Source organism: Verminephrobacter eiseniae EF01-2 (assembly GCF_000015565.1).
GTDB classification, from domain to species: Bacteria; Pseudomonadota; Gammaproteobacteria; order Burkholderiales; family Burkholderiaceae_C; genus Acidovorax; species Acidovorax eiseniae.
In genome coordinates, this window is sequence record NC_008786.1 from 1942840 (window position 1) to 1963606 (window position 20767).

General features: G+C 63.0%; 18 protein-coding genes. 14 read left to right on the forward strand and 4 right to left on the reverse strand.

What is annotated here, in order from left to right; translation table 11 throughout:
- The first annotated feature begins 12 nt into the window (after positions 1-12).
- The 10 genes from VEIS_RS08500 (at position 13) to VEIS_RS30375 (ending at position 12165) form a co-directional block, all read left to right on the forward strand.
- Positions 13-1794 (forward strand): acetolactate synthase 3 catalytic subunit, encoded by a 1782-nt coding sequence (locus tag VEIS_RS08500; protein ID WP_011809506.1) that lies wholly within the window; start codon positions 13-15, stop codon positions 1792-1794.
- A 162-nt stretch (positions 1795-1956) separates the two neighbouring features.
- Positions 1957-2448, forward strand: coding sequence for an acetolactate synthase small subunit (ilvN, locus tag VEIS_RS08505; RefSeq protein WP_011809507.1), 492 nt, complete (start codon positions 1957-1959; stop codon positions 2446-2448).
- A 69-nt stretch (positions 2449-2517) separates the two neighbouring features.
- Positions 2518-3534, forward strand: a complete 1017-nt coding sequence (gene ilvC / locus VEIS_RS08510; RefSeq protein WP_041949903.1) for a ketol-acid reductoisomerase — start codon at positions 2518-2520, stop codon at positions 3532-3534.
- 53 nt (positions 3535-3587) lie between these two features.
- The gene (locus VEIS_RS08515; RefSeq protein ID WP_011809509.1) at positions 3588-6374 is read left to right on the forward strand and encodes a class I SAM-dependent DNA methyltransferase; all 2787 of its coding nucleotides are present in this window, start codon (positions 3588-3590) and stop codon (positions 6372-6374) included.
- The gene (locus VEIS_RS08520) at positions 6371-6643 is read left to right on the forward strand and encodes a DNA-binding protein (protein ID WP_011809510.1); all 273 of its coding nucleotides are present in this window, start codon (positions 6371-6373) and stop codon (positions 6641-6643) included. Before VEIS_RS08515 ends, VEIS_RS08520 begins: the two co-directional genes overlap by 4 nt.
- A gap of 37 nt (positions 6644-6680) precedes the next feature.
- Positions 6681-7745 (forward strand): PDDEXK nuclease domain-containing protein, encoded by a 1065-nt coding sequence (locus tag VEIS_RS08525; RefSeq protein WP_011809511.1) that lies wholly within the window; start codon positions 6681-6683, stop codon positions 7743-7745.
- The gene (locus VEIS_RS08530) at positions 7742-9850 is read left to right on the forward strand and encodes a DEAD/DEAH box helicase (protein ID WP_011809512.1); all 2109 of its coding nucleotides are present in this window, start codon (positions 7742-7744) and stop codon (positions 9848-9850) included. Before VEIS_RS08525 ends, VEIS_RS08530 begins: the two co-directional genes overlap by 4 nt.
- Positions 9843-11018, forward strand: a complete 1176-nt coding sequence (locus VEIS_RS08535; RefSeq protein WP_011809513.1) for a GIY-YIG nuclease family protein — start codon at positions 9843-9845, stop codon at positions 11016-11018. Before VEIS_RS08530 ends, VEIS_RS08535 begins: the two co-directional genes overlap by 8 nt.
- Positions 11019-11065: 47 nt before the next feature.
- Positions 11066-11902, forward strand: a complete 837-nt coding sequence (gene pssA, locus VEIS_RS08540; protein ID WP_011809514.1) for a CDP-diacylglycerol--serine O-phosphatidyltransferase — start codon at positions 11066-11068, stop codon at positions 11900-11902.
- Positions 11903-11919: 17 nt separating this feature from the next.
- Entirely contained in the window at positions 11920-12165 is a 246-nt protein-coding gene (locus VEIS_RS30375; RefSeq protein WP_232287883.1) for a hypothetical protein, read from the forward strand.
- A gap of 319 nt (positions 12166-12484) precedes the next feature.
- On the opposite strand, the gene VEIS_RS08545 is transcribed toward VEIS_RS30375, so the two are convergent.
- The 4 genes from VEIS_RS08545 to trxB all read right to left on the reverse strand — a co-directional run bounded on the left by VEIS_RS08545 (position 12485) and on the right by trxB (position 15709).
- Positions 12485-13873, reverse strand: coding sequence for a GspE/PulE family protein (locus VEIS_RS08545; RefSeq protein ID WP_011809516.1), 1389 nt, complete (start codon positions 13871-13873; stop codon positions 12485-12487).
- 159 nt (positions 13874-14032) lie between these two features.
- Positions 14033-14203 (reverse strand): 50S ribosomal protein L33, encoded by a 171-nt coding sequence (rpmG, locus tag VEIS_RS08550; protein WP_011809517.1) that lies wholly within the window; start codon positions 14201-14203, stop codon positions 14033-14035.
- 20 nt (positions 14204-14223) lie between these two features.
- Positions 14224-14457: a 50S ribosomal protein L28 gene (gene rpmB, locus VEIS_RS08555; RefSeq protein ID WP_011809518.1), complete on the reverse strand. Its 234-nt coding sequence runs from the start codon at positions 14455-14457 to the stop codon at positions 14224-14226.
- Between the two features lie 271 nt (positions 14458-14728).
- Positions 14729-15709, reverse strand: a complete 981-nt coding sequence (gene trxB, locus VEIS_RS08560; RefSeq protein WP_011809519.1) for a thioredoxin-disulfide reductase — start codon at positions 15707-15709, stop codon at positions 14729-14731.
- Between the two features lie 231 nt (positions 15710-15940).
- On the opposite strand from trxB, the gene VEIS_RS31090 reads away from it, so the two are divergent.
- The 4 genes from VEIS_RS31090 to VEIS_RS08575 all read left to right on the forward strand — a co-directional run bounded on the left by VEIS_RS31090 (position 15941) and on the right by VEIS_RS08575 (position 20749).
- The gene (locus VEIS_RS31090; RefSeq protein ID WP_011809520.1) at positions 15941-18274 is read left to right on the forward strand and encodes a DNA translocase FtsK; all 2334 of its coding nucleotides are present in this window, start codon (positions 15941-15943) and stop codon (positions 18272-18274) included.
- Positions 18275-18307: 33 nt separating this feature from the next.
- Positions 18308-18958, forward strand: coding sequence for an outer membrane lipoprotein chaperone LolA (gene lolA / locus VEIS_RS08570; RefSeq protein ID WP_011809521.1), 651 nt, complete (start codon positions 18308-18310; stop codon positions 18956-18958).
- Between the two features lie 146 nt (positions 18959-19104).
- On the forward strand, positions 19105-19305 hold the full coding sequence (locus VEIS_RS28455; protein WP_157048446.1) for a hypothetical protein: 201 nt from the start codon (positions 19105-19107) through the stop codon (positions 19303-19305).
- Positions 19306-19390: 85 nt separating this feature from the next.
- Positions 19391-20749, forward strand: coding sequence for a replication-associated recombination protein A (locus VEIS_RS08575; RefSeq protein WP_011809522.1), 1359 nt, complete (start codon positions 19391-19393; stop codon positions 20747-20749).
- Positions 20750-20767: the final 18 nt, after the last annotated feature.

Here is a 20767-nt window from a genome sequence, read left to right on the forward strand (position 1 = left end):
CAAAGGTTGATCATGGAAATCTCCAAGACCGAGCTCCATCGGGCGGCCGCTGCCGCACCCGACCACGCCGCCCCCCAAGACCTGATGGGCGCTGAAATCCTCATCAAGGCGCTACAGGCCGAAAGCGTTCGCTACATCTGGGGCTACCCCGGTGGCGCGGTGCTGTACGTCTACGACGCGCTCTACCAGCAAGACACCATCGAGCATGTGCTGGTGCGCCATGAACAGGCCGCCGTGCATGCCGCCGATGGCTACGCCCGCGCCACCGGCCAGGTCGGGGTGGCGCTGGTTACCTCGGGCCCCGGGCTGACCAATGCGGTCACCGGCATTGCCACGGCGTACATGGACAGCATCCCGATGGTGATCATCTCCGGCCAGGTGCCCACGCCCGCCATCGGGCTCGACGCCTTCCAGGAATGCGACACCGTCGGCATCACGCGCCCCATCGTCAAGCACAACTTCCTGGTCAAAGACCCGCGCGATCTGGCGCTGACGATGAAAAAAGCCTTCCACATCGCGCGCACCGGCCGCCCCGGCCCGGTGGTGGTGGACCTGCCCAAGGATGTCTCGTTCAAGAAAGCCAGCTACGGCGGCTACCCGCAAACGGTGGAAATGCGCTCGTACAACCCGGTGCGCAAAGGCCATGGCGGCCAGATCCGCAAAGCGCTGCAACTGCTGCTCACGGCCCGGCGCCCCTACATCTACACCGGCGGCGGCGTGCTGCTGAGCAATGCCTCCAGCGAACTGCGCACCCTGGTCGACCTGCTCGGCTACCCGGTCACGCACACGCTGATGGGCCTGGGCGCCTACCCCGCGTCAGACCGCAAATTCCTGGGCATGCTGGGCATGCACGGCACGATCGAGGCCAACAACGCGATGCAACACTGCGACGTGCTGCTGGCCGTCGGCGCCCGGTTTGACGACCGCGTGATCGGCAACCCCAAGCACTTTGCACAGAACGACCGCAAGATCATCCATATCGACATCGACCCGTCGAGCATCTCCAAGCGCGTGAAGGTCGACATCCCCATCGTCGGCGATGTCAAGGACGTGCTCACCGAGCTCATCACCATGGGCCGCGAAAGCAGCCTGCGCCCCGACCCCGGCGCGCTCGCGGCCTGGTGGAACACCATCGAAGACTGGCGCCGGCGCGACTGCCTCAAGTACGACATGGGCAGCCCCGACGTGATCAAACCCCAGTACGTGGTCGAAACGCTGTGGCAGATGACCCGGGATGCGGACGCCTACATCACCTCCGACGTCGGGCAGCACCAGATGTGGGCCGCGCAGTACTACCGCTTCGACGAGCCGCGCCGCTGGATCAACTCCGGCGGACTGGGCACCATGGGCGTGGGCATCCCCTACGCGATGGGCATCAAGCTGGCCAAGCCCGAATCCGAAGTGTTCTGCATCACCGGCGAAGGCTCGGTGCAGATGAACATCCAGGAACTATCGACCTGCCTGCAATACCGCACGCCGATCAAGATCTGTGCGCTGAACAACCGCTACCTGGGCATGGTGCGCCAATGGCAGGAGATCGAATACTCCGGCCGCTACAGCCACAGCTACATGGACGCGCTGCCCGACTTCGTCAAACTGGCCCAGGCCTACGGCCATGTGGGCCTGCTGATCGAGCACCCCAAGGATGTCGAGCCGGCATTGCGCGAAGCGCGCAAGCTCAAAGACCGCACGGTATTCATGGACTTCAGAACCGACCCCACCGAAAACGTATTCCCGATGGTGCAGGCCGGCAAAGGCATTACCGAAATGCTGCTGGGCTCCGAAGACCTCTGAGACCATCCAGAACCATCCAGATGCCCCGGTAGCGCAGCGCAAGCCCTGCATGCACCACAAGCTATCGAATAGATAGCATTCCGATAGTGGCGAATCTATTGCCTGCCAAGCCCGCGCATTACCGTGCGCGGGGGAGGGCGGCGAAAAGAGGAATCTGACACCATGAAACACATCATTGCCGTCCTGCTCGAAAACGAACCGGGCGCGCTGTCGCGCGTCGTGGGCCTGTTCTCGGCCCGGGGCTACAACATCGAATCGCTCACCGTCGCGCCCACCGAAGACGCATCGCTGTCGCGCATGACCATACAGACCACCGGCTCCGACGACGTGATCGAACAAATCACCAAGCACCTGAACCGGCTGATCGAAGTGGTCAAAGTGGTCGACCTGACCGAAGGCGCCTACACCGAACGCGAACTGATGATGGTCAAAGTGCGTGCCGTGGGCAAGGAGCGCGAGGAGATGAAGCGCATGGCCGACATCTTTCGCGGCCGCATCATCGACGTGACCGAAAAAAGCTACACCATCGAACTCACCGGCGACCAGGCGAAAAACGACGCCTTCCTGCTGGCCATAGACCGCAGCGCCATACTGGAAACCGTGCGCACCGGCGCCAGCGGCATAGGTCGCGGCGAGCGCGTCCTGCGCGTGTAAGACAATCGCGTTCGATTCATCCACGACATCACCCGCAACACATTGACCCCATTTCAACCGGAGCGACCCATGAAAGTTTTCTACGACAAAGACTGTGACCTGAGCCTGATCAAGGGCAAGACCGTGGCCATCATCGGCTATGGCTCGCAGGGCCACGCCCATGCCCAAAACCTGAACGACAGCGGCGTCAAGGTCGTGGTCGGCCTGCGCAAAGGCGGCGCCTCCTGGGACAAGGTGGGCAAGGCCGGCCTGACCGTGCTGGAAGTCGACACCGCCGTGAAGAGCGCCGACGTGGTCATGGTCTTGCTGCCCGACGAGCAAATCGCCGAGGTGTACCAGCGCAACGTAGCGCCCCATATCCGGCAAGGCGCCTCCCTGGCCTTTGCCCACGGCTTCAACGTGCACTACAACCAGGTCGTGCCGCGCAGCGACCTCGACGTGTGGATGGTCGCCCCCAAAGCCCCCGGCCACACCGTCCGCAGCACCTACACCCAGGGCGGCGGCGTACCCCACCTGGTCGCCGTGCACCAAGACCCATCCGGCAAGGCCCGCGACCTGGCCCTGTCATACGCGATGGCCAACGGCGGCGGCAAGGCCGGCATCATCGAGACCAACTTCAAGGAAGAGACCGAGACCGACCTGTTCGGCGAACAGGCCGTGCTGTGCGGCGGCGCGGTCGAACTGATCAAAATGGGTTACGAAACCCTGATCGAAGCCGGCTACGCCCCTGAAATGGCGTACTTTGAATGCCTGCACGAGCTCAAGCTGATCGTCGACCTGATCTACGAAGGCGGCATTGCCAACATGAACTACTCGATCTCGAACAACGCCGAATACGGCGAATATGTGACCGGCCCCGAAGTGCTCAACGAGCAATCGCGCGCGGCGATGCGCAATGCCCTCAAGCGCATCCAGAACGGCGACTACGCCAAGATGTTCATCCAGGAAGGCCGCCTGAACTACCCGAGCATGACCGCCCGCCGCCGCAACACCGCCGAGCACAGCATCGAAGTGGTAGGCGCCCGACTGCGCGCGATGATGCCCTGGATCGCCAAGAACAAGCTGGTCGACCAGACGCGCAACTGATCGCAAGCAAGAGGCGGGTCGTCCTGCGCGGGGGCGCCCGCCTCCAACAAGGCATGAATGCAGTAGAAATCGAAGCCGCCATCTCGGAGTTGGCGCCCCAGCCCTTTGACAGGCAGGAGTTTCCATTCGCCTTCCTGGCCGCCTTTGGCAACAAAGACACGACCCTCAAGCGCCTGCGCACCGGCAACAGCAATGCGTCGGATGTGCCCGGTGGCGTGCTCCAGCGCAACCATATTCATCTGGCGGTATGCGCGCCCGGCACCGTGGGCGCGACCCTTGCGGCACTGCGTGACAGCCCGGCCACCACGAAAGCCAAAGCCAGGTTCATCCTCGCCACCGACGGCCAGACGCTCGAGGCTGAAGATCTGGCTGGCGGTGAAACCATCGCCTGCGCTTATTCGGATTTTCCCGGGCATTTCGGCTTCTTCCTGCCGCTGGCCGGCATCTCCACCATCGAGGAGATCAAGGACAACCCCATCGACGTGAAGGCCACCGGGCGCCTGAACAAGCTGTACGTCGAACTGCTGAATAACAACCCGGACTGGGCCACGAGCGAGCGCCGCCACGGCATGAACCATTTCATGGCGCGCCTGATTTTCTGTTTTTTTGCCGAAGACACCGACATCTTCAATGGCAACGGCCTGTTCACCCAGACTGTGGAGCAGATGAGCGAGTGCGACGGCGCCAATACCCATGAAGTGTTGGAGGCAATTTTTCGCGCCATGAACATCGGGCCTGCCGAGCGCGCCAATGCCCGACCCCGCTTGCCCCACTGGGCAGATGGCTTCCCTTATGTGAATGGCGGCCTGTTCTCCGGTAGCACCGACGTGCCGCGCTTTACGCGCATGGCGCGCACTTACTTGCTGCACGCTGGCGGGTTGAATTGGCGGCAAATCAATCCGGACATTTTCGGCAGCATGATTCAGGCCGTGGCCGACGACGAGGAGCGCGGTGCATTGGGCATGCACTACACCAGTGTGCCCAATATCCTGAAGGTGTTGAATCCATTGTTTCTGGATGATTTGCGTGCCCAGTTGGCAGAGGCCGGAGAGAACGAGCGCAAGCTGCTGAACCTGCGCAAGCGCATGGCGCGCATCCGGGTGTTCGACCCGGCCTGCGGCTCTGGAAATTTTCTGGTCATCGCCTACAAGAAAATGCGCGAAATCGAGGCGGAAATCAACCGCCGCCGGGGCGAGCCGCATTGGGGCAGCGAGATTCCACTGACCAACTTCCGGGGCATCGAGTTGCGCGACTTTCCGGCAGAGATTGCGCGCCTGGCGCTCATCATTGCCGAGTTTCAGTGCGATGTGCTGTATCGTGGTCAGAAGGAGGCACTGGCGGAGTTTTTGCCCCTGGATGCGCAGAACTGGATTATCTGCGGCAATGCGTTGCGGCTGGATTGGTTGAGCGTTTGCCCGTCAACAGGGACAGGGGCCAAACTGGTGGCGGATGATCTGTTTGGTATGCCGCTCGATCAGTCGGAAATCGATTTCAAGAACGAAGGCGGGGAGACGTATATCTGTGGCAATCCGCCGTACTTGGGAAGCACATGGCAATCGAAGGAGCAAAAGAACGATCTCAAAGCCATATTTGATCATTACACCCGAAACTGGAAATCCCTCGACTACGTTGCTGGCTGGTTCATGAAAGCTGCCGAGTATGCTCAGCACACAACGGCAGATGCTGCATTCGTGAGCACCAACTCAATATGCCAAGGCAGCATTGCACCCATACTTTGGCCAACGATTCTCGCAACAGGTTCTGTCATTCGTTTTGCGCACACCTCATTCAAATGGACCAATCTTGCCAGCCATAATGCCGGCGTAACCGTTGCCATCATTGGGCTTTCCCAAGCGAAATCGAAGAAACGCTACCTTTTTGATTTGGGCGATAGTGGTGAGACGCTAATAAGGGATGCGGGCAATATCACGCCTTACCTCACAACCGGAGAAAGCATCACTGTCACCAGTCAACAAGAAGCCCTTGCTGATTTGCATGATATGAGCTATGGGAATAAGCCTGTCGATGGTGGTCATCTGTTGCTATCTGGCGATGAGGTAACGGCATTGGGGCTTACATCAGAACAACAGGCTCGTCTTATTCGCCGTATCTATGGTTCAGCAGAGTTCATCCGTGGCTTGGCACGATACTGTTTGTGGATTGAAGACCGCGACCTGGATGAGGCGAGAGGCATCAGGTCGATTCGGCAACGCATTGAAGGCGTGCGAGCAGTGCGACTGGCGAGTCGAGACAAAGGCGCCAACAAAATGGCAGCCCGACCGCATCAATTCAGGGAAATGACTACAGGCTTGCAACACACTATCGTGGTTCCAAGTATTTCATCGGAGGAGCGTAAGTATTTGCCTTGTGGTTTATTGGGAGAGTCGGTAGTTATTACAAATCTAAGTTTTGGTATGTACGACGCCCCCCTTTGGAACATGGCGCTGATCGCCTCACGCCTTCACCTGATATGGATTGCGACCGTCTGCGGCAGGCTTGAGACCCGATATCGCTACTCCAACACCCTCGGCTGGAACACCTTCCCCGTCCCGTTGCTAACCGAGCAGAACAAGACCGACCTGACCCGTTGCGCCGAGGATATCCTGCTGGCACGCGAGGTGCACTTCCCCGCCACCATCGCCGATCTGTACGACCCCGACAAGATGCCAGAGAATCTGCGCCACGCCCACGAACATAACGACGAGGTGCTGGAGCGCATCTATATCGGGCGTCGCTTCAAAAACGACTCCGAGCGATTGGAGAAGTTGTTTGATCTGTACACCAAAATGACCGCAGCAAAATCCAAACCCAGGATGCCAGCAAAGGAAAATAAAGCATGAGCAGCTTGATCATGTACACCTCCGAGGATGGCAGAACCCGAATCAACCTCAGGGTGGAAGCCGATAGCATCTGGCTGAACCAACTGGAAATCGCTGAATTGATCCAGGCCACCAAGCAAAATGTCAACCTCCACGCAAAAAACATCTTTGCAGACGGAGAACTGAACCCGGATTCAGTTGTCAAGGAATCCTTGACAACTGCCGCCGATGGCAAGAACTACCGCACGCAGGTTTACCATCTGCACAGTTTGATCCGTATGTCAAAATGACCAATCCCAAGCCCATGACGAATTCGACAAGGCACGCATGAGCGATAACCCCATCAGCCTGACCCAGCCGCCCGAAGGCTATGCCGACTGGCTGGCCGATCTCAAAGGCCGTATCCACACCGCCCAGCAGCGCGCCACGCTGGCGGTCAACCGTGAACTGGTGTTGTTGTACTGGCAAATCGGGCGCGACATTCTGGCGCGGCAGGCTGCGCAGGGCTGGGGTGCCAAGGTGATCGAGCGGTTGGCGCAGGATTTGCGCGCCGCCTTTCCCGATATGAAAGGGTTTTCGCCGCGCAATCTCAAGTACATGCGCGCGTTTGCCGAGGCGTGGCCGGATGCGGAATTTGTGCAACAGGCTGCTGCACAATTGCCTTGGGGTCACAATCTGGTCTTGCTGGACAGATTAAACACGCAGGCAGAGCGCCGCTGGTACACAGCTAAAGCCATCCAGCACAACTGGTCGCGCAATATTCTGGTGATGCAGATCGAAACCCGTCTGCTGGAGCGCAACGGCACGGCGGTCACCAACTTCGATGCCAGTCTGCCCAAACCGCAATCAGATCTGGCCCGCGAGTCGCTGAAAGACCCGTACCGTTTCGACTTTTTGGGCCTGAGCGACGATGCGCAGGAGAGGGAGATCGAGCACGCCTTGGTGAAACATGTCACCGAATTTTTGCTGGAACTGGGCGCGGGCTTTGCGTTCGTCGGGCGGCAGGTGCTGCTGGATGTGGGCGGCGACGAGTTTTTTATCGACCTGCTGTTCTACCACCTCAAACTGCGCTGCTATGTGGTGATCGAAATCAAGGGCGGCAAGTTCAAGCCCGAGCATCTGGGGCAGCTTGGCTTTTATCTGACGGCAGTGGATCGCCAGGTGAAAAGCGAACACGACAATCCAAGCATCGGCCTCTTGCTCTGCAAGAGCAAAAACAAGGTGGTCGCCGAATATGCCCTGGGCGACAAGACCCAGCCTATGGGGATTGCCGAATACAAACTGCTCGCGTCCCTGCCTGCCGAGTTGCAAACCAGCTTGCCCAGCATAGAACAAATCGAGCGCGAACTGGCGGGTGATGAAAACACATCCACGGGGGAAGAAGCCGAATGAATAGCCCTGTCGACAACCCCGCCTGCACCGTGCCGTCGGTGTCCATCACCACGGCATGCACGGGCGCTTCCAGCAAGGCCAACGCGCTGGGAATGCGCCCCATGCAAGAGCGTGCTTATGCCAAGCGCGGCGAGCAGTATTTGCTGATCAAATCGCCGCCGGCCTCGGGCAAGTCGCGTGCGTTGATGTTCATTGCGCTGGACAAGCTCAACAACCAGGGCTTGCGGCAAGCCATCATCGTGGTGCCTGAGCGTTCCATTGGCGGCAGCTTTGCCGATGCGCCACTGCGTCAGCATGGCTTTTACTGGGACTGGCAGGTAGCCCCGCAATGGAATCTGTGCAACATCCCTGGCGTGGACGAACCGCGTGTGGCCAAGTCCAAGGTGGGCGCGGTGCGCAGCTTTCTGGAAAGCGCTGACCAGGTGTTGGTTTGCACCCATGCCACCTTCCGGTTTGCGGTGGAGGAGTTGGGCGTTCAGGCTTTTGACGAGCGCCTGATTGCCGTCGATGAGTTTCACCATGTCTCCAGCAACCCGGACAACAAACTGGGCAGTCAACTGGGTGCGTTCATCGCCCGCGACAAGGTGCATTTGGTGGCCATGACCGGTTCCTATTTCCGTGGCGACAGCGCGGCTGTGCTGGGCCCCACTGATGAAGCCAGATTTGAAACCATCACTTACACCTACTACGAGCAACTCAATGGTTATAGCTGGCTCAAATCGCTGGATATTGGCTATTTCTTCTATGCGGGCCGGTATGTCGATGCCGTTGCCAAGGTGCTGGACCCGGCATTGAAAACCATCGTCCACATCCCCAACGTCAATTCGCGCGCGAGCTTGCAAGACAAGGAGCGCGAAGTCAATGAGATCATGTCCGCGCTGGGCGATTGGAAGGGTATGGACCCTGCCACCGGCTTCCATCGGGTGCAAACCAGCGCTGGGCGCATGTTGAAGGTTGCAGATTTGGTGGATGACAGCGATCAGGCGAAGCGCTCGCGTGTGCTGATGGCGCTGAAAGACCCGGCCCAGAAGGACAAGCGCGACCATGTGGATGTCATCATTGCGCTTGGCATGGCGAAGGAGGGCTTCGATTGGATCTGGTGCGAACACGCGCTGACCATCGGCTACCGCAGCAGCCTGACCGAAATTGTGCAAATCATTGGCCGCGCCACCCGTGATGCCGTCGGCAAGGAGCGCGCCCGCTTTACCAATCTGATTGCCGAACCTGCGGCCGAACAATCCTCTGTGGCCGAGGCGGTCAACGACATGATCAAGGCCATTTCTGCCAGCCTGCTGATGGAACAGGTGCTGGCCCCGCGCTATGAGTTTGCACCAAAGAACAGCGGCCCCAAGACGGGCTTCGATTACGGCGAAGAAGGCTACGAGGCCGGTGGTCATAATCTTGGCGTGAACCAGGATACCGGCCAGATTCATGTGGAAATCAATGGGCTGGCAACACCGCAAAGCCCGGAGGCCACGCGCATCTGCAAGGAGGACTTGAACGAAGTCGTCACCAGTTTCTTGCAGGATAAAACCGTGCTGGAGCGCGGCCTGTTCGACAGGGAAAACACCCTGCCCGAAGAACTCACGCAACTGCGCATGGGGAAAATCGTGCGCGAGCGTTATCCCGAACTGAGCGCGCCTGACCAGGAGGCCATTCGACAACACGCCATCGCCGCCATGAACGTCACGCAGCAGGCCAAGTTGCTATTGGCCCAGGCCGATGCCAACGGCAGCGCGCAAGGCAGCACGGCGTTGCTGGATGGGGTGCGCAAGTTCGTCAACGTGCGCGACCTGGATATTGACCTGATCGACCGCATCAATCCATTCGATGCCGCCTATGCGGTGCTGGCGAAAACGATGAACGAAAAATTGCTGCGCCAGGTACAAGCCAGCATTGCCGCCAAGAAGATCAATATTCCCGAAAATGAAGCCCGTGAACTGGCAGAGCGCGCCTTGCAGTTCAAGAACGAGCGTGGCCGCCGGCCAGACATCCATGCAGCCGATGCGTGGGAAAAGCGCATGGCCGAAGGTGTCGCTGCGCTGGCGCGTTACTGTGCACAGGCCAAGGCGGCTCAGGAGAAGGGAAAATCCGGCAATGGCTGATATGGACGATGACGAGTTGCTGGCTGCGCTAGGGGTAGAAATCCCCGCGCCCAAAGCCTCCAGCCGAACCCCGCGCGAGGAACGCATCATCGCGGGCTTTGAGGACATTCTCCGATTTCATCAGGCGCATGGCCGCGCTCCGGTGCATGGGCAGGGGCGCGACATCTTTGAGCGCCTGTATGCCGTGCGTCTGGAGCAGTTACGCAAGCTGCCTGAAGCGCGCACCTTGCTGGCTGAACTGGATAGCCATGGCCTGTTGTCTGGCGCCGCACCTGCCGCTGGCATGGATGAAGACAGCTTGCTGGCCGCGTTGGGCGTGGCTGACGACTCTGCCGACCAGGACGACATCACCATGCTGCGCCATGTCCGTTCCAGCACTGCAAAGCGCGCGGCGGGGGAAATTGCCGACCGCACCCCATGTGCAGATTTTGAGAGGTTCCGACCGGGGTTCGAGCAGGCGGAGCGAGAACTGAAAACCGGCATTCGCAAAACGCTGCGCTTCGGGCGCGATACCAGCATTGCCGATGGTAATTACTTCATCATCGGTGGGCAACTCGCTTATGTGGCCGAGGTTGGCGGCAGCATCAAGGCCCCGAATGGCGCGAGTGACGCACGCCTGCGCCTCATTTACGCCAATGGCACGGAAAGCAATTTGCTGCGCCGTTCGCTACAGCGGGCGCTCTACAAGGACAGCACCGGCCGCCGCCTGAGCGACCCGGATACGGGGCCACTTTTTGGCGCTATGTCAGAGCCTGACGACATTGAATCCGGGTTCGTTTATGTGCTGCGCAGTCTGTCCAGGCATCCATTCGTTGCAGAACACCGCGAACTGATTCACAAAATCGGCGTGACGGGCGGCAAAATGGAAACCCGCATTGCGGGGGCAGAAAAGGATGCCACCTATCTTTCGGCCGAGGTGGAAGTCGTCGCCACCTACAAACTGCATAACCTGAACCGCACCAGGCTGGAAAACATTTTCCACCGCTTGTTTGGCGCAGCCCAACTCGATTTGACCATCGAAGACCGCTTGGGGCATCCGGTCAAGCCGAGGGAATGGTTTTTGGTGCCGTTGCATGTGATCGACGAGGCTGTTCGGCGTATTCAGGATGAATCGATCACAGAGGTAGTCTATGACCCCCAATCCGCCCGATTCCTGGCACGACCATGAATTCAATGGCGACTCGCGCATGACAACCAACGCTGGAGACCTGTTTGATGCATGACGGCAATGAACTCCATGAAAGCCCTGGCGAAGTGCTGGTGCGCAAGCGCCGCAAGGGCATTTACATCCTGCCCAACCTGTTCACGCTGGCGGCCTTGTTCGGTGGTTTTTATGCCATCGTGATGGCCATGGACGAGCGCTTCGACATGGCGGCGATAGGCGTTTTCTGTGCCATGGTGCTCGACAGCCTCGATGGGCGCGTGGCGCGCCTGACCAACACGCAAAGTGCTTTTGGCGAGCAAATGGATTCGCTCTCGGACATGGTCTCCTTCGGCGCTGCCCCGGCCCTGATTGCCTATGAATGGTCGCTGCATGGCCTGGGCCGCTGGGGCTGGATTGCCGCTTTTGTCTACTGTGCCTGCACCGCGCTGCGTCTGGCGCGCTTCAACGTGAATACCGGGGTGGTCGACAAGCGCTATTTCCAGGGCCTGCCCTCGCCCGCTGCGGCGGCCTTGGTGGCGGGCTTCATTTGGCTCATGACCGAACTGGGTGTGCGTCCGGGCCAGGACATCTGGCTGACCTGGGCGCAGATCAACTGGATCATGTTCGCCTTCACGCTGTATGCGGGGCTGACCATGGTGACCAATGTGCCGTTCTATAGCTTCAAGGATGTGCAGATGAAAAAGAGCGTTCCGTTTGCCGCCATCGTGCTGATTGCGCTGGGCATTGCCGCGATCAATATCCACCCGCCGATCGTGCTGTTCGGCTTGTTCGTGATCTATGGCCTGAGCGGCTACGGCGTGTATGCCTGGCGCAAGGCCAAGGGCCAGCACAGCAGCGTGATCAGCATCTCGACCGATGAGCCGGACGAGCGTGGGCTGCACAAGTGATGGCGCCCGGTCTGCCCATGCCCACCGTGGCCCAATCCGGTCTGCCGGGCCGCGAGACCATTGCGTGGAACGGACTGCCGGCGCCAGCCGGTGCACCGCCCGAGTGGCTAGTGTCGCGTCACCGATCATCTGTCGGTCTGCGCTGGCCATCGAAGCGCATCGCGGCGTTGCATCGCTTGCCAATACAGCTCGGTATGGGCTGCGCGATGCGCCTTGCGCTGCGCTCCGATGGCTGCGCGCAGCCTACGACATCTGATCCGTGACGCGACACTAGCGCGGCTGGGCGTCGATCTGATTCCATTTCCAAATCGTTCGTGAAGGCGGAGCGCAGACAGTAGCGGGCGCGAGCCCGGCTTTGCGCGCACCACGAACCCGATCGACATCACGGCGACACTGCCGTGCGCCCGGGTGCTGGCGCCGGGTTGCCTGATCGTCGCGGCAGCGCGGGCGGCAGCGGCCGGGTCGCTCGGGATCGATCTGTCAGCCCGGTGCCGATGGCCATGCGCGGCGCAGGCGCCATGGCGCTCCCGCTGCGCAGGTCGAGGCGCGGCTGCGGCTGTGCCGCTCGGGCCTGCGCTCACCTCAATCGCGCGTCACGCGCAGCACTTCTTCGCGGCTGGTGATGCCGGCGGCGATCAAGCGCTCGCCATCGTCGCGCATCAGCGCCATGCCCGCTTGCAGGGCGGCTGCGCGGATGTCGGCTTCGGCGGCTCGGTTGTGGATCTGTGCCCGGATGGCGTCGGTCGTCACCAGCAGCTCGAACAATCCGGTGCGGCCCGTGTAGCCGGTCTGGCCGCACTGCCCGCAGCCGTTGCCGTGGCAGTGGCTGCAATACTTGCGCACCAGCCGCTGGGCCAGCACGCCCAGCAGCGACGAGGACAGCAGGAACGGCTCCACGCCCATGTCGGTCAGGCGCGTGACGGCGCTGGCCGCATCGTTGGTGTGCAGCGTGGCCAGCACCAGATGGCCGGTCAGCGATGCCTGGATGGCGATCTGCGCGGTCTCGAAGTCGCGGATCTCGCCGATCATGATGATGTCCGGGTCCTGGCGCAGGATGGCGCGCAGGGCCTTGGCGAAGCTGAGATCGATCTTGCTGTTGACCTGGGTCTGGCCGACGCCGGGCAGTTCGTACTCGATCGGGTCTTCCACCGTCATGATGTTGTTGCGCATCGCGTCCAGCCGCCCGAGCGCCGCATACAGCGTGGTGGTTTTGCCCGAGCCCGTCGGGCCGGTCACCAGGATGATGCCGTGCGGCTGGCCGATCAGCCCTTCGAAGCGGCGCAGCGTCTGGCCCTGCATGCCCACGGCCTCCAGGCTGAGCTTGCTCTCGCTCTTGTCGAGCAGGCGCAGCACGGCGCGTTCGCCATGGGCGCTGGGCAGGGTCGATACGCGCACGTCGATGGCCCTGGTGCCCAGGCGCAGGCTGATGCGCCCGTCCTGCGGCAGGCGTTTTTCGGAAATGTCCAAGTCGGCCATGATCTTCAGCCGCGAGATCAGCGCCGCGTGCAGCGCGCGGTTGGGCTGCACCACTTCGCGCAAAGAGCCGTCGACGCGAAAGCGCACGCTCGAATGCCGCTCATAAGGCTCGATATGGATGTCGCTGGCGCCGTCGCGCGCGGCCTGCGTGAGCAGGGCGTTGAGCATGCGGATGATGGGCGCGTCGCCCGCCGATTCGAGCAGGTCTGCCACCGCCGGCAGTTCCTGCATCATGCGCGAGAGGTCGGCATCGCTTTGCACCTCGCTGACCACCGTGGCCGCGCTCGATTCGCTGTGCGAATATGCGGCGCTGATGCGCTGGGCCAGTGCCGGCGCGTCCAGCGCCAGCAGTTGCTGCACCGCATGTTTGCGCAGCACTTCCGAGAGCGCGCCCGGATCCGGGCTGGGGCCATGCCACAGCACCAGTTGCTGGCCGTCGTCCTCCAGCAGGAGCTGGGCCATGCGGGCGAAGGCGTAGGGCAGGGGATGGCGCATGGGGGCTGAAAATCGCTGTCGGGCTGGAATGCGGGGTCTGGCCCCGGCGTCAGGACGCCCCCGGCGCGTTGGCCTGCCGGCGGCATGGGCGGCGCCCGGCGCCCAAAAAAAGCCGCCGGGCGGGATGCCGGGCGGCCGGGGCAAGGCAGTCAGGCCCCATCACTTGAGCTTCATTTCCTTGTATTGCACATGCTTGCGCGCCTTGGGGTCAAAGCGCGTGATGGCCATTTTCTCGGGCATGGTTTTCTTGTTTTTGGTCGTGGTGTAGAAGTGGCCGGTTCCTGCCGTCGATTCCAGCTTGATTTTGTCGCGTCCGCCTTTGCTTGCCATGGTGCTTCTCCTTGGGTGCTTCAGGCTTGGCCGCGTGCGCGCAGGTCTGCGAGCACGGCGTCGATGCCGTTCTTGTCGATCAGGCGCAGCGCGGCGCTGGACACGCGCAGCCGGACCCAGCGGTTTTCGGTCTCGACCCAGAAACGGCGGTATTGCAGGTTCGGCAGGAACCGGCGCCGGGTTTTGTTGTTGGCGTGGGAAACATTGTTCCCGACCATGGGCTTCTTGCCCGTAACGTCGCACACGCGTGCCATGAGGACACTCCGATACTTTTTTCAACGGCCGTTGGCGGGTGTCTGTCGGCACCTGCGGGCGCCTGTTCATGCCTTCGGGACAGACTCCCGGCAAAGCATGGGTCGGCGCGCGGCCTCACCTCGCCAAAAGGGTGGCGGTAACCCGATTTGCCAAATCTGCCCAACGGCCCCGATGGACTCCGGACTCCGCAATGGGGGCTGCACGGCTTTCGCAATGGCAGGCCCGATTCAGCAAAGCCGCAGATTGTAGCCGGGGCGGCCCGCTGGTCGATCAATTCCGGGCCTGCTCCAGAAAGCGCTGCGCGTCCAGTGCCGCCATGCAGCCGGTGCCGGCGCTGGTGATGGCCTGGCGGTACACATGGTCTTGCACGTCGCCGGCGGCAAACACGCCTGGCACGCTGGTTTGCGTGGCCATGCCGTTGAGGCCGCCCTGGGTGATGAGGTAGCCGTTGTCCATGGCCAACTGGCCCTGGAAGAGGTCGGTGTTCGGGCTGTGCCCGATGGCGATGAAGCAGCCTTGCAGCGCAATGCTCTGCGTGCTGCCGTCCCGGGTGCTTTTGATGCGCACGCCGGTCACGCCGCTGTGGTCGCCCAGCACTTCGTCCAGCGTGTGCAGCAGCCGCAGTTCGATCTTGCCCGCTGCGACCTTCTGGCCGATCTGGTCCACCAGGATCGGCTCGGCCTTGAATCGGTCGCGGCGGTGCACCAGCGTGACCTTGCGCGCGATGTTCGACAGATACAGTGCCTCTTGCACGGCCGTGTTGCCGCCGCCGACCACGCAGACATCCTGCCCGCGGTAGAAAAAGCCGTCGCAGGTGGCGCAGCCGGACACGCCCTTGCCCATGAAGGCTTGCTCCGAAGGCAGGCCCAGGTACTTGGCCGATGCGCCGGTGGCCAGGATCAGCGCGTCGCAGGTGTAAGTGCCGCTGTCGCCGCTGAGGGTGAATGGGCGCTGGCCGAGGTCGGCCCGGTGGATGTGGTCAAAGATGACCTGCGTTTTGAAGCGCTCGGCGTGCTGCAAAAAGCGCTGCATCAGGTCCGGGCCTTGCACGCCATCGGCATCGGCGGGCCAGTTGTCCACATCGGTGGTGGTCATCAACTGGCCGCCCTGGGCCAGGCCGGTGATCAGCACCGGGTTCAGGTTGGCGCGGGCGGCATAGACCGCTGCCGTGTAGCCCGCCGGGCCTGAGCCGAGGATCAGGACTTGCGCGTGTCGGGTGGTGGCTGCGGCGGTGGCGGTAGGGGTGGACATGTATCGGCCTGTGTCTTGCGCCGGCGGCGCTGTTGGAAAATCCGGGGGAGCGGAGGGCGGGGATCGGGCATGGGTCGCGCGGGCATCGCGGGCATCCCGGGTCTCGGTGCGGACATTGCTGCGGGCCGCGCCCTTTTCAATCCCGGCGATTGTAAGAAGCTGTCTGCGGTTTTGCCGATGACGCCCGGGCGAGCGCCACGGCTGCATCGGGTAAGCTCGCCCGCCACGCTTATGACCTATAGCCTCAATACCTTGAACGCATCGGCTGCGGCCAAGTCGCCGCAGCGCACGGGCGCGGCCCGTTTTGGCCATGAGATCGGCCTGTTGTCGGGCCTGCTGGCCCTGGTGGTCTGGCTGCTGGCGCTGGTCAGCTACTCGGCGCAGGACCCGGCCTGGTCCACCTCGGGCGCCAGCGCCACCCTCGGCGTGGCCAACTGGGTCGGGCGCCTGGGCGCCTGGCTGGCCGATGGCAGCTACTTCGCACTGGGCTTTTCGGTGTGGTGGTGTGTCGCGGCGGGCCTGAGCGCCTGGCTGGCGTCGCTGGCGCGCTGGATGCACGGCGCCGTGGCGGCCCGGGCGTGGCGCCGCCGGGCCATCTTCTGGCTCGGGCTGGTGCTGCTGATGGCGGCCAGCACCGCGCTGGAGTGGTCGCGCCTGTACCGCTGGGAGAGCTTTTTGCCAGGGGGCCATGCCGGCGGCGTGCTGGGCTACCACATCGGGCCTGCCAGCGTGCAATGGCTGGGGTTCACCGGCTCCGCGCTGCTGGCGCTCGTGCTGATGGTGCTGGGGGCCGCTTTGGTGTTTCGCTTCTCCTGGGGCCATCTGGCGCAGCGTCTGGGCGAGCGCATCGAGGCCCTGGTGTTGTCGCGCCTGGCCCGGCGCGAGGCGGCCAGGGATGAGGCCGTGGGCCGCAAGGCGGCACTCGAGCGCGAAGTGGTGCTCGAAGAGCGCAGCGGGATCGGGGAGCAGCATTCCCCGCCGGTGCCGATCATCGAATTGGCGCCGGCGGCGGTGCCGCAAAGCGTGCGCGTGGCCAAGGAGCGCCAAAAACCCCTGTTCACCGACATGCCCGACAACCGGCTGCCCTTGGTGGATTTGCTCGACGGCCCGTTGCAGCGCCAAGAAAGCGTGGCCCCGGAGACGCTGGAGATGACCAGCCGCCTGATCGAGAAAAAGCTCAAGGACTTCGGTGTCGAGGTGCGGGTGGTGGCGGCCATGCCCGGCCCGGTGATCACGCGCTACGAGATCGAGCCGGCCACCGGCGTCAAGGGCGCGCAGATCGTGGGCCTGGCCAAGGATCTGGCGCGCTCGCTGAGTCTGGTGTCGATCCGCGTGGTGGAAACCATCCCGGGCAAGAACTACATGGCGCTGGAATTGCCCAATGCCAAGCGCCAGTCGATCCGCCTGTCCGAGATTCTCGGCTCGCAGGCCTACCACGAGGCCAAGAGCCTGCTCACCATGGGCCTGGGCAAGGACATCGTGGGCAACCCGGTGGTGGCCGACCTGGCCCGCATGCCCCATGTGCTGGTGGCCGGCACCACCGGTTCGGGCAAGTCGGTGGGGATCAACGCGATGATCCTGTCGCTGCTGTACAAGGCCGAGGCGCGCGATGTGCGGCTGTTGATGATCGACCCCAAGATGCTGGAAATGTCGGTCTACGAAGGCATTCCGCACCTGCTGGCGCCAGTGGTCACCGACATGAAACAGGCGGCCCACGGCCTGAACTGGTGCGTGGCCGAGATGGAGCGCCGCTACCAGCTCATGAGCCGGCTGGGTGTGCGCAACCTGGCGGGCTACAACCTGAAGATCGACGAGGCCAAGGCGCGCTCGCAGTCCGTCTACAACCCGTTCAGCCTCACGCCCGAAGACCCCGAACCGCTGCAACGCCTGCCGCATATCGTGGTGGTGATCGACGAACTGGCCGATTTGATGATGGTCGTGGGCAAAAAGATCGAGGAGTTGATCGCGCGCCTGGCCCAAAAGGCGCGCGCTGCCGGCATCCACCTGATCTTGGCCACGCAGCGCCCGAGCGTGGATGTGATCACCGGCCTGATCAAGGCCAACATCCCCACGCGCATCGCCTTTCAGGTCAGCAGCAAGATCGACAGCCGCACCATCCTCGACCAGATGGGCGCCGAAGCCTTGCTGGGCATGGGGGACATGCTCTACATGGCCAGCGGCACGGGCCAGCCGATCCGGGCGCATGGCGCCTTCGTGTCGGACGCAGAAGTGCACCGCGTCGTCAGCTACCTCAAGGAGCAAGGGGCGCCGGACTACATCGACGGCGTGCTCGAAGGTGGCAGCGCAGACGCGGATGCGGATTTGTCGGCGGACGGCGGCGCAAGCGGGGGCGGCGGCGAAAAAGACCCGATGTACGACCAAGCCGTCGAAGTGGTGCTCAAGGACCGCAAGGCCAGCATCTCGTATGTGCAGCGCAAGCTGCGCATTGGCTACAACCGCTCGGCTCGCCTGCTCGAAGACATGGAAAAAGCCGGGTTGGTCAGCAGCCTGGCCAGCGGCGGCCAGCGCGAAGTGCTGGTGCCCGCGCGCAATGACAATGAGTGAGCGGGCCATCCACCCTCCCCAGGAGAGTTTGCGGTGAAAAAGATCGCCACCATCATCGCCAGCGCCATCACCATCGTGATGGCCGGCAGCGCCATGGGCGCCAGCGCCGACGGACTGAAAAGCCTGGAGGCATTCCTGCAGCACACACAGACCGGCCGGGCCGAATTCAGCCAGAGCGTGACCGCGCCGCCCAAGGATGGACAAACGGCGCGCGCCAAGCTGTCTGGCGGCCGCTTCGAGTTCCAGCGCCCGGGGCGCTTCAAGTTCGTCTACCAAAAACCCTTTGAGCAAACCATCGTCGCCGACGGCCAGACCCTGTGGCTCTACGACGCAGACCTGAACCAGGTCACCCGGCGGGCGCAGGCCCAGGCGCTGGGCAGCACGCCGGCGGCCCTGCTGGCCTCGGCGCCCGACCTGCCGGCGCTGCAGGCCGAGTTCACGCTCCAGGCCCTGCCCGACCAAGAGGGCCTGCAATGGGTGCAGGCCAGCCCGAAAAACCGGGACGGCCAGATCAAAAGCGTGCGCGTAGGCTTTGCCGGCGAGCAACTGGCGGTGCTCGACATCCTGGACAACTTTGGCCAGCGCTCCGTGATCCGCTTCACGGGCCTGCAGACGAATGTGGCGCTGCCGGCCAATACCTTCCAGTTCAACCCCCCCGCCGGGGCGGATGTCATCGCGCAATGAGCGAGCCGTGCGCGACCGCAAGGGGCATGGCGGTATGGCGATAGGGCGATAGGGCGATAGGGCGATAGGGCGGGATCGGCGGCTCAGAACCAGAACCCGTCGTCCGGCCCCGCATCGGGCGCTTGCCCGACGATGGACGGCGGCCTATGCGCCGGCGCCCCGGTGATGGCGCCGTCCGCCTTGCCATCGGCATCGAACGGCCCGCCGCCGGGGTCTCACCGGGTGGCAAAATCGTTCGTGCAATGCCATTGAATGTGCACCTGCCGGGCCTTTTTCTGCCAGCGCTTTTACGCTTGTTTGCCACTGTCACCGGTGCTGCGAACAAGCGCTCGATGGGCCTTGCCTGAGCCGCCAGGAGGGCGCGCGCGCCCGGCCACCGGCGGTGGTGAACAATCGGCATCAGCACTTGCTTGAGTACCCCCGGGAGCCTCGATGACAACCGCCACACCGACCCCTTCCCCTGGCCAGCACCAGCCGTTGGCCGAGCGGCTGCGCCCGCACACCCTGGGCGCCGTGGTTGGCCAGCAGCATGTGCTGGGCCCGGGCATGCCGCTGCGGCTGGCGTTCGAGTCGGGGCGCCCCCATAGCTGCATCCTCTGGGGGCCGCCGGGTGTCGGCAAAACCACCATTGCGCGCCTGATGGCCGATGCGTTCGATGCGCAGTTCATCAGCATCAGCGCCGTGCTCGGCGGGGTCAAGGACATCCGCGCGGCGGTCGAGCGCGCCGAGGCCGCGCGCGATGGACTGATGCAGCAGCGCACCATCGTGTTTGTCGACGAGGTGCATCGCTTCAACAAGAGCCAGCAGGATGCGTTCCTGCCGCATGTCGAAAGCGGGCTGTTCACCTTCATCGGCGCCACCACGGAGAACCCGTCGTTCGAGGTCAATTCGGCGTTGCTTTCGCGCGCCACGGTGTATGTGCTGCAACCGCTGTCGGCGCAGGATTTGCAGCAGATCGTGGCGCTGGCGCAGGCGCAGCATGCGCTGCCTGCCATTGAAGATGCGGCCGTCGAGCGCTTGGTGGCCTACGCCGATGGCGATGCCCGGCGCCTGCTCAATACGCTGGAGACCCTGGCCATGGCAGCGGCCGGGCAGCGGCTGGCCGAGATCACCGATGCCTGGCTGCTCAAGGTGCTGGGCGAGCGCCTGCGCCGCTACGACAAGGGCGGCGAGCAGTTCTACGACACGATCAGCGCGCTGCACAAGTCGGTGCGCGGCTCGGACCCGGATGCTGCGCTGTACTGGCTGGTGCGCATGCTCGACGGCGGGGCCGACCCGCGCTACATGGCGCGGCGCCTGGTGCGCATGGCCACCGAGGATGTGGGCCTGGCCGATCCGCGCGCGCTGCGCCTGGCGCTCGATGCCAGCGAGGTCTACGAGCGCCTGGGCAGCCCCGAGGGCGAGTTGGCGCTGGCCGAATGCGTGCTGTACCTGGCCGTGGCGCCCAAGTCGAACGCGGTCTACACGGCTTACAAGGCCGCGCGCGCCTGGGTCGAACGAGACGGCACACGCCCCGTGCCGATGCATTTGCGCAATGCGCCGACGGCGCTGCTGAAAACGCTAGGGGCTGGCCGGGGCTATCGCTACGCGCACGATGAGCAAGATGGCTTTGCTGCGGGCGAGCGCTATCTGCCCGAGGACATGCCCGAGCCCGGTTTCTACCTGCCGGTCGAGCGCGGTCTGGAGATCAGGATTGCGCAGAAACTGCGCGAGTTGCGCGCGCGCAATGCGGCGGCGGGTGGCGCTGGCGCGGGTGGCCTCGACGCTGGCGGCGCGCTCGCAGGAGGGTAGTCCAGTGGGCGCCGCCCG

Excerpts from the sequence above, each read along its gene's own strand:
- rpmB (WP_011809518.1), bottom strand. The coding sequence starts at position 14,457 with ATGGCACGCGTGTGCGACGTTACGGGCAAGAAGCCCATGGTCGGGAAC.
- VEIS_RS30375 (WP_232287883.1), top strand. The coding sequence starts at position 11,920 with ATGCCCACCGTGGCCCAATCCGGTCTGCCGGGCCGCGAGACCATTGCG.
- VEIS_RS31090 (WP_011809520.1), top strand. The coding sequence starts at position 15,941 with ATGACCTATAGCCTCAATACCTTGAACGCATCGGCTGCGGCCAAGTCG.
- VEIS_RS08575 (WP_011809522.1), top strand. The coding sequence starts at position 19,391 with ATGACAACCGCCACACCGACCCCTTCCCCTGGCCAGCACCAGCCGTTG.
- VEIS_RS08525 (WP_011809511.1), top strand. The coding sequence starts at position 6,681 with ATGAGCGATAACCCCATCAGCCTGACCCAGCCGCCCGAAGGCTATGCC.
- VEIS_RS08500 (WP_011809506.1), top strand. The coding sequence starts at position 13 with ATGGAAATCTCCAAGACCGAGCTCCATCGGGCGGCCGCTGCCGCACCC.
- pssA (WP_011809514.1), top strand. The coding sequence starts at position 11,066 with ATGCATGACGGCAATGAACTCCATGAAAGCCCTGGCGAAGTGCTGGTG.
- VEIS_RS08545 (WP_011809516.1), bottom strand. The coding sequence starts at position 13,873 with ATGCGCCATCCCCTGCCCTACGCCTTCGCCCGCATGGCCCAGCTCCTG.
- VEIS_RS08530 (WP_011809512.1), top strand. The coding sequence starts at position 7,742 with ATGAATAGCCCTGTCGACAACCCCGCCTGCACCGTGCCGTCGGTGTCC.
- VEIS_RS28455 (WP_157048446.1), top strand. The coding sequence starts at position 19,105 with ATGCGCCGGCGCCCCGGTGATGGCGCCGTCCGCCTTGCCATCGGCATC.
- VEIS_RS08535 (WP_011809513.1), top strand. The coding sequence starts at position 9,843 with ATGGCTGATATGGACGATGACGAGTTGCTGGCTGCGCTAGGGGTAGAA.
- ilvN (WP_011809507.1), top strand. The coding sequence starts at position 1,957 with ATGAAACACATCATTGCCGTCCTGCTCGAAAACGAACCGGGCGCGCTG.
- ilvC (WP_041949903.1), top strand. The coding sequence starts at position 2,518 with ATGAAAGTTTTCTACGACAAAGACTGTGACCTGAGCCTGATCAAGGGC.
- trxB (WP_011809519.1), bottom strand. The coding sequence starts at position 15,709 with ATGTCCACCCCTACCGCCACCGCCGCAGCCACCACCCGACACGCGCAA.
- rpmG (WP_011809517.1), bottom strand. The coding sequence starts at position 14,203 with ATGGCAAGCAAAGGCGGACGCGACAAAATCAAGCTGGAATCGACGGCA.
- VEIS_RS08520 (WP_011809510.1), top strand. The coding sequence starts at position 6,371 with ATGAGCAGCTTGATCATGTACACCTCCGAGGATGGCAGAACCCGAATC.
- VEIS_RS08515 (WP_011809509.1), top strand. The coding sequence starts at position 3,588 with ATGAATGCAGTAGAAATCGAAGCCGCCATCTCGGAGTTGGCGCCCCAG.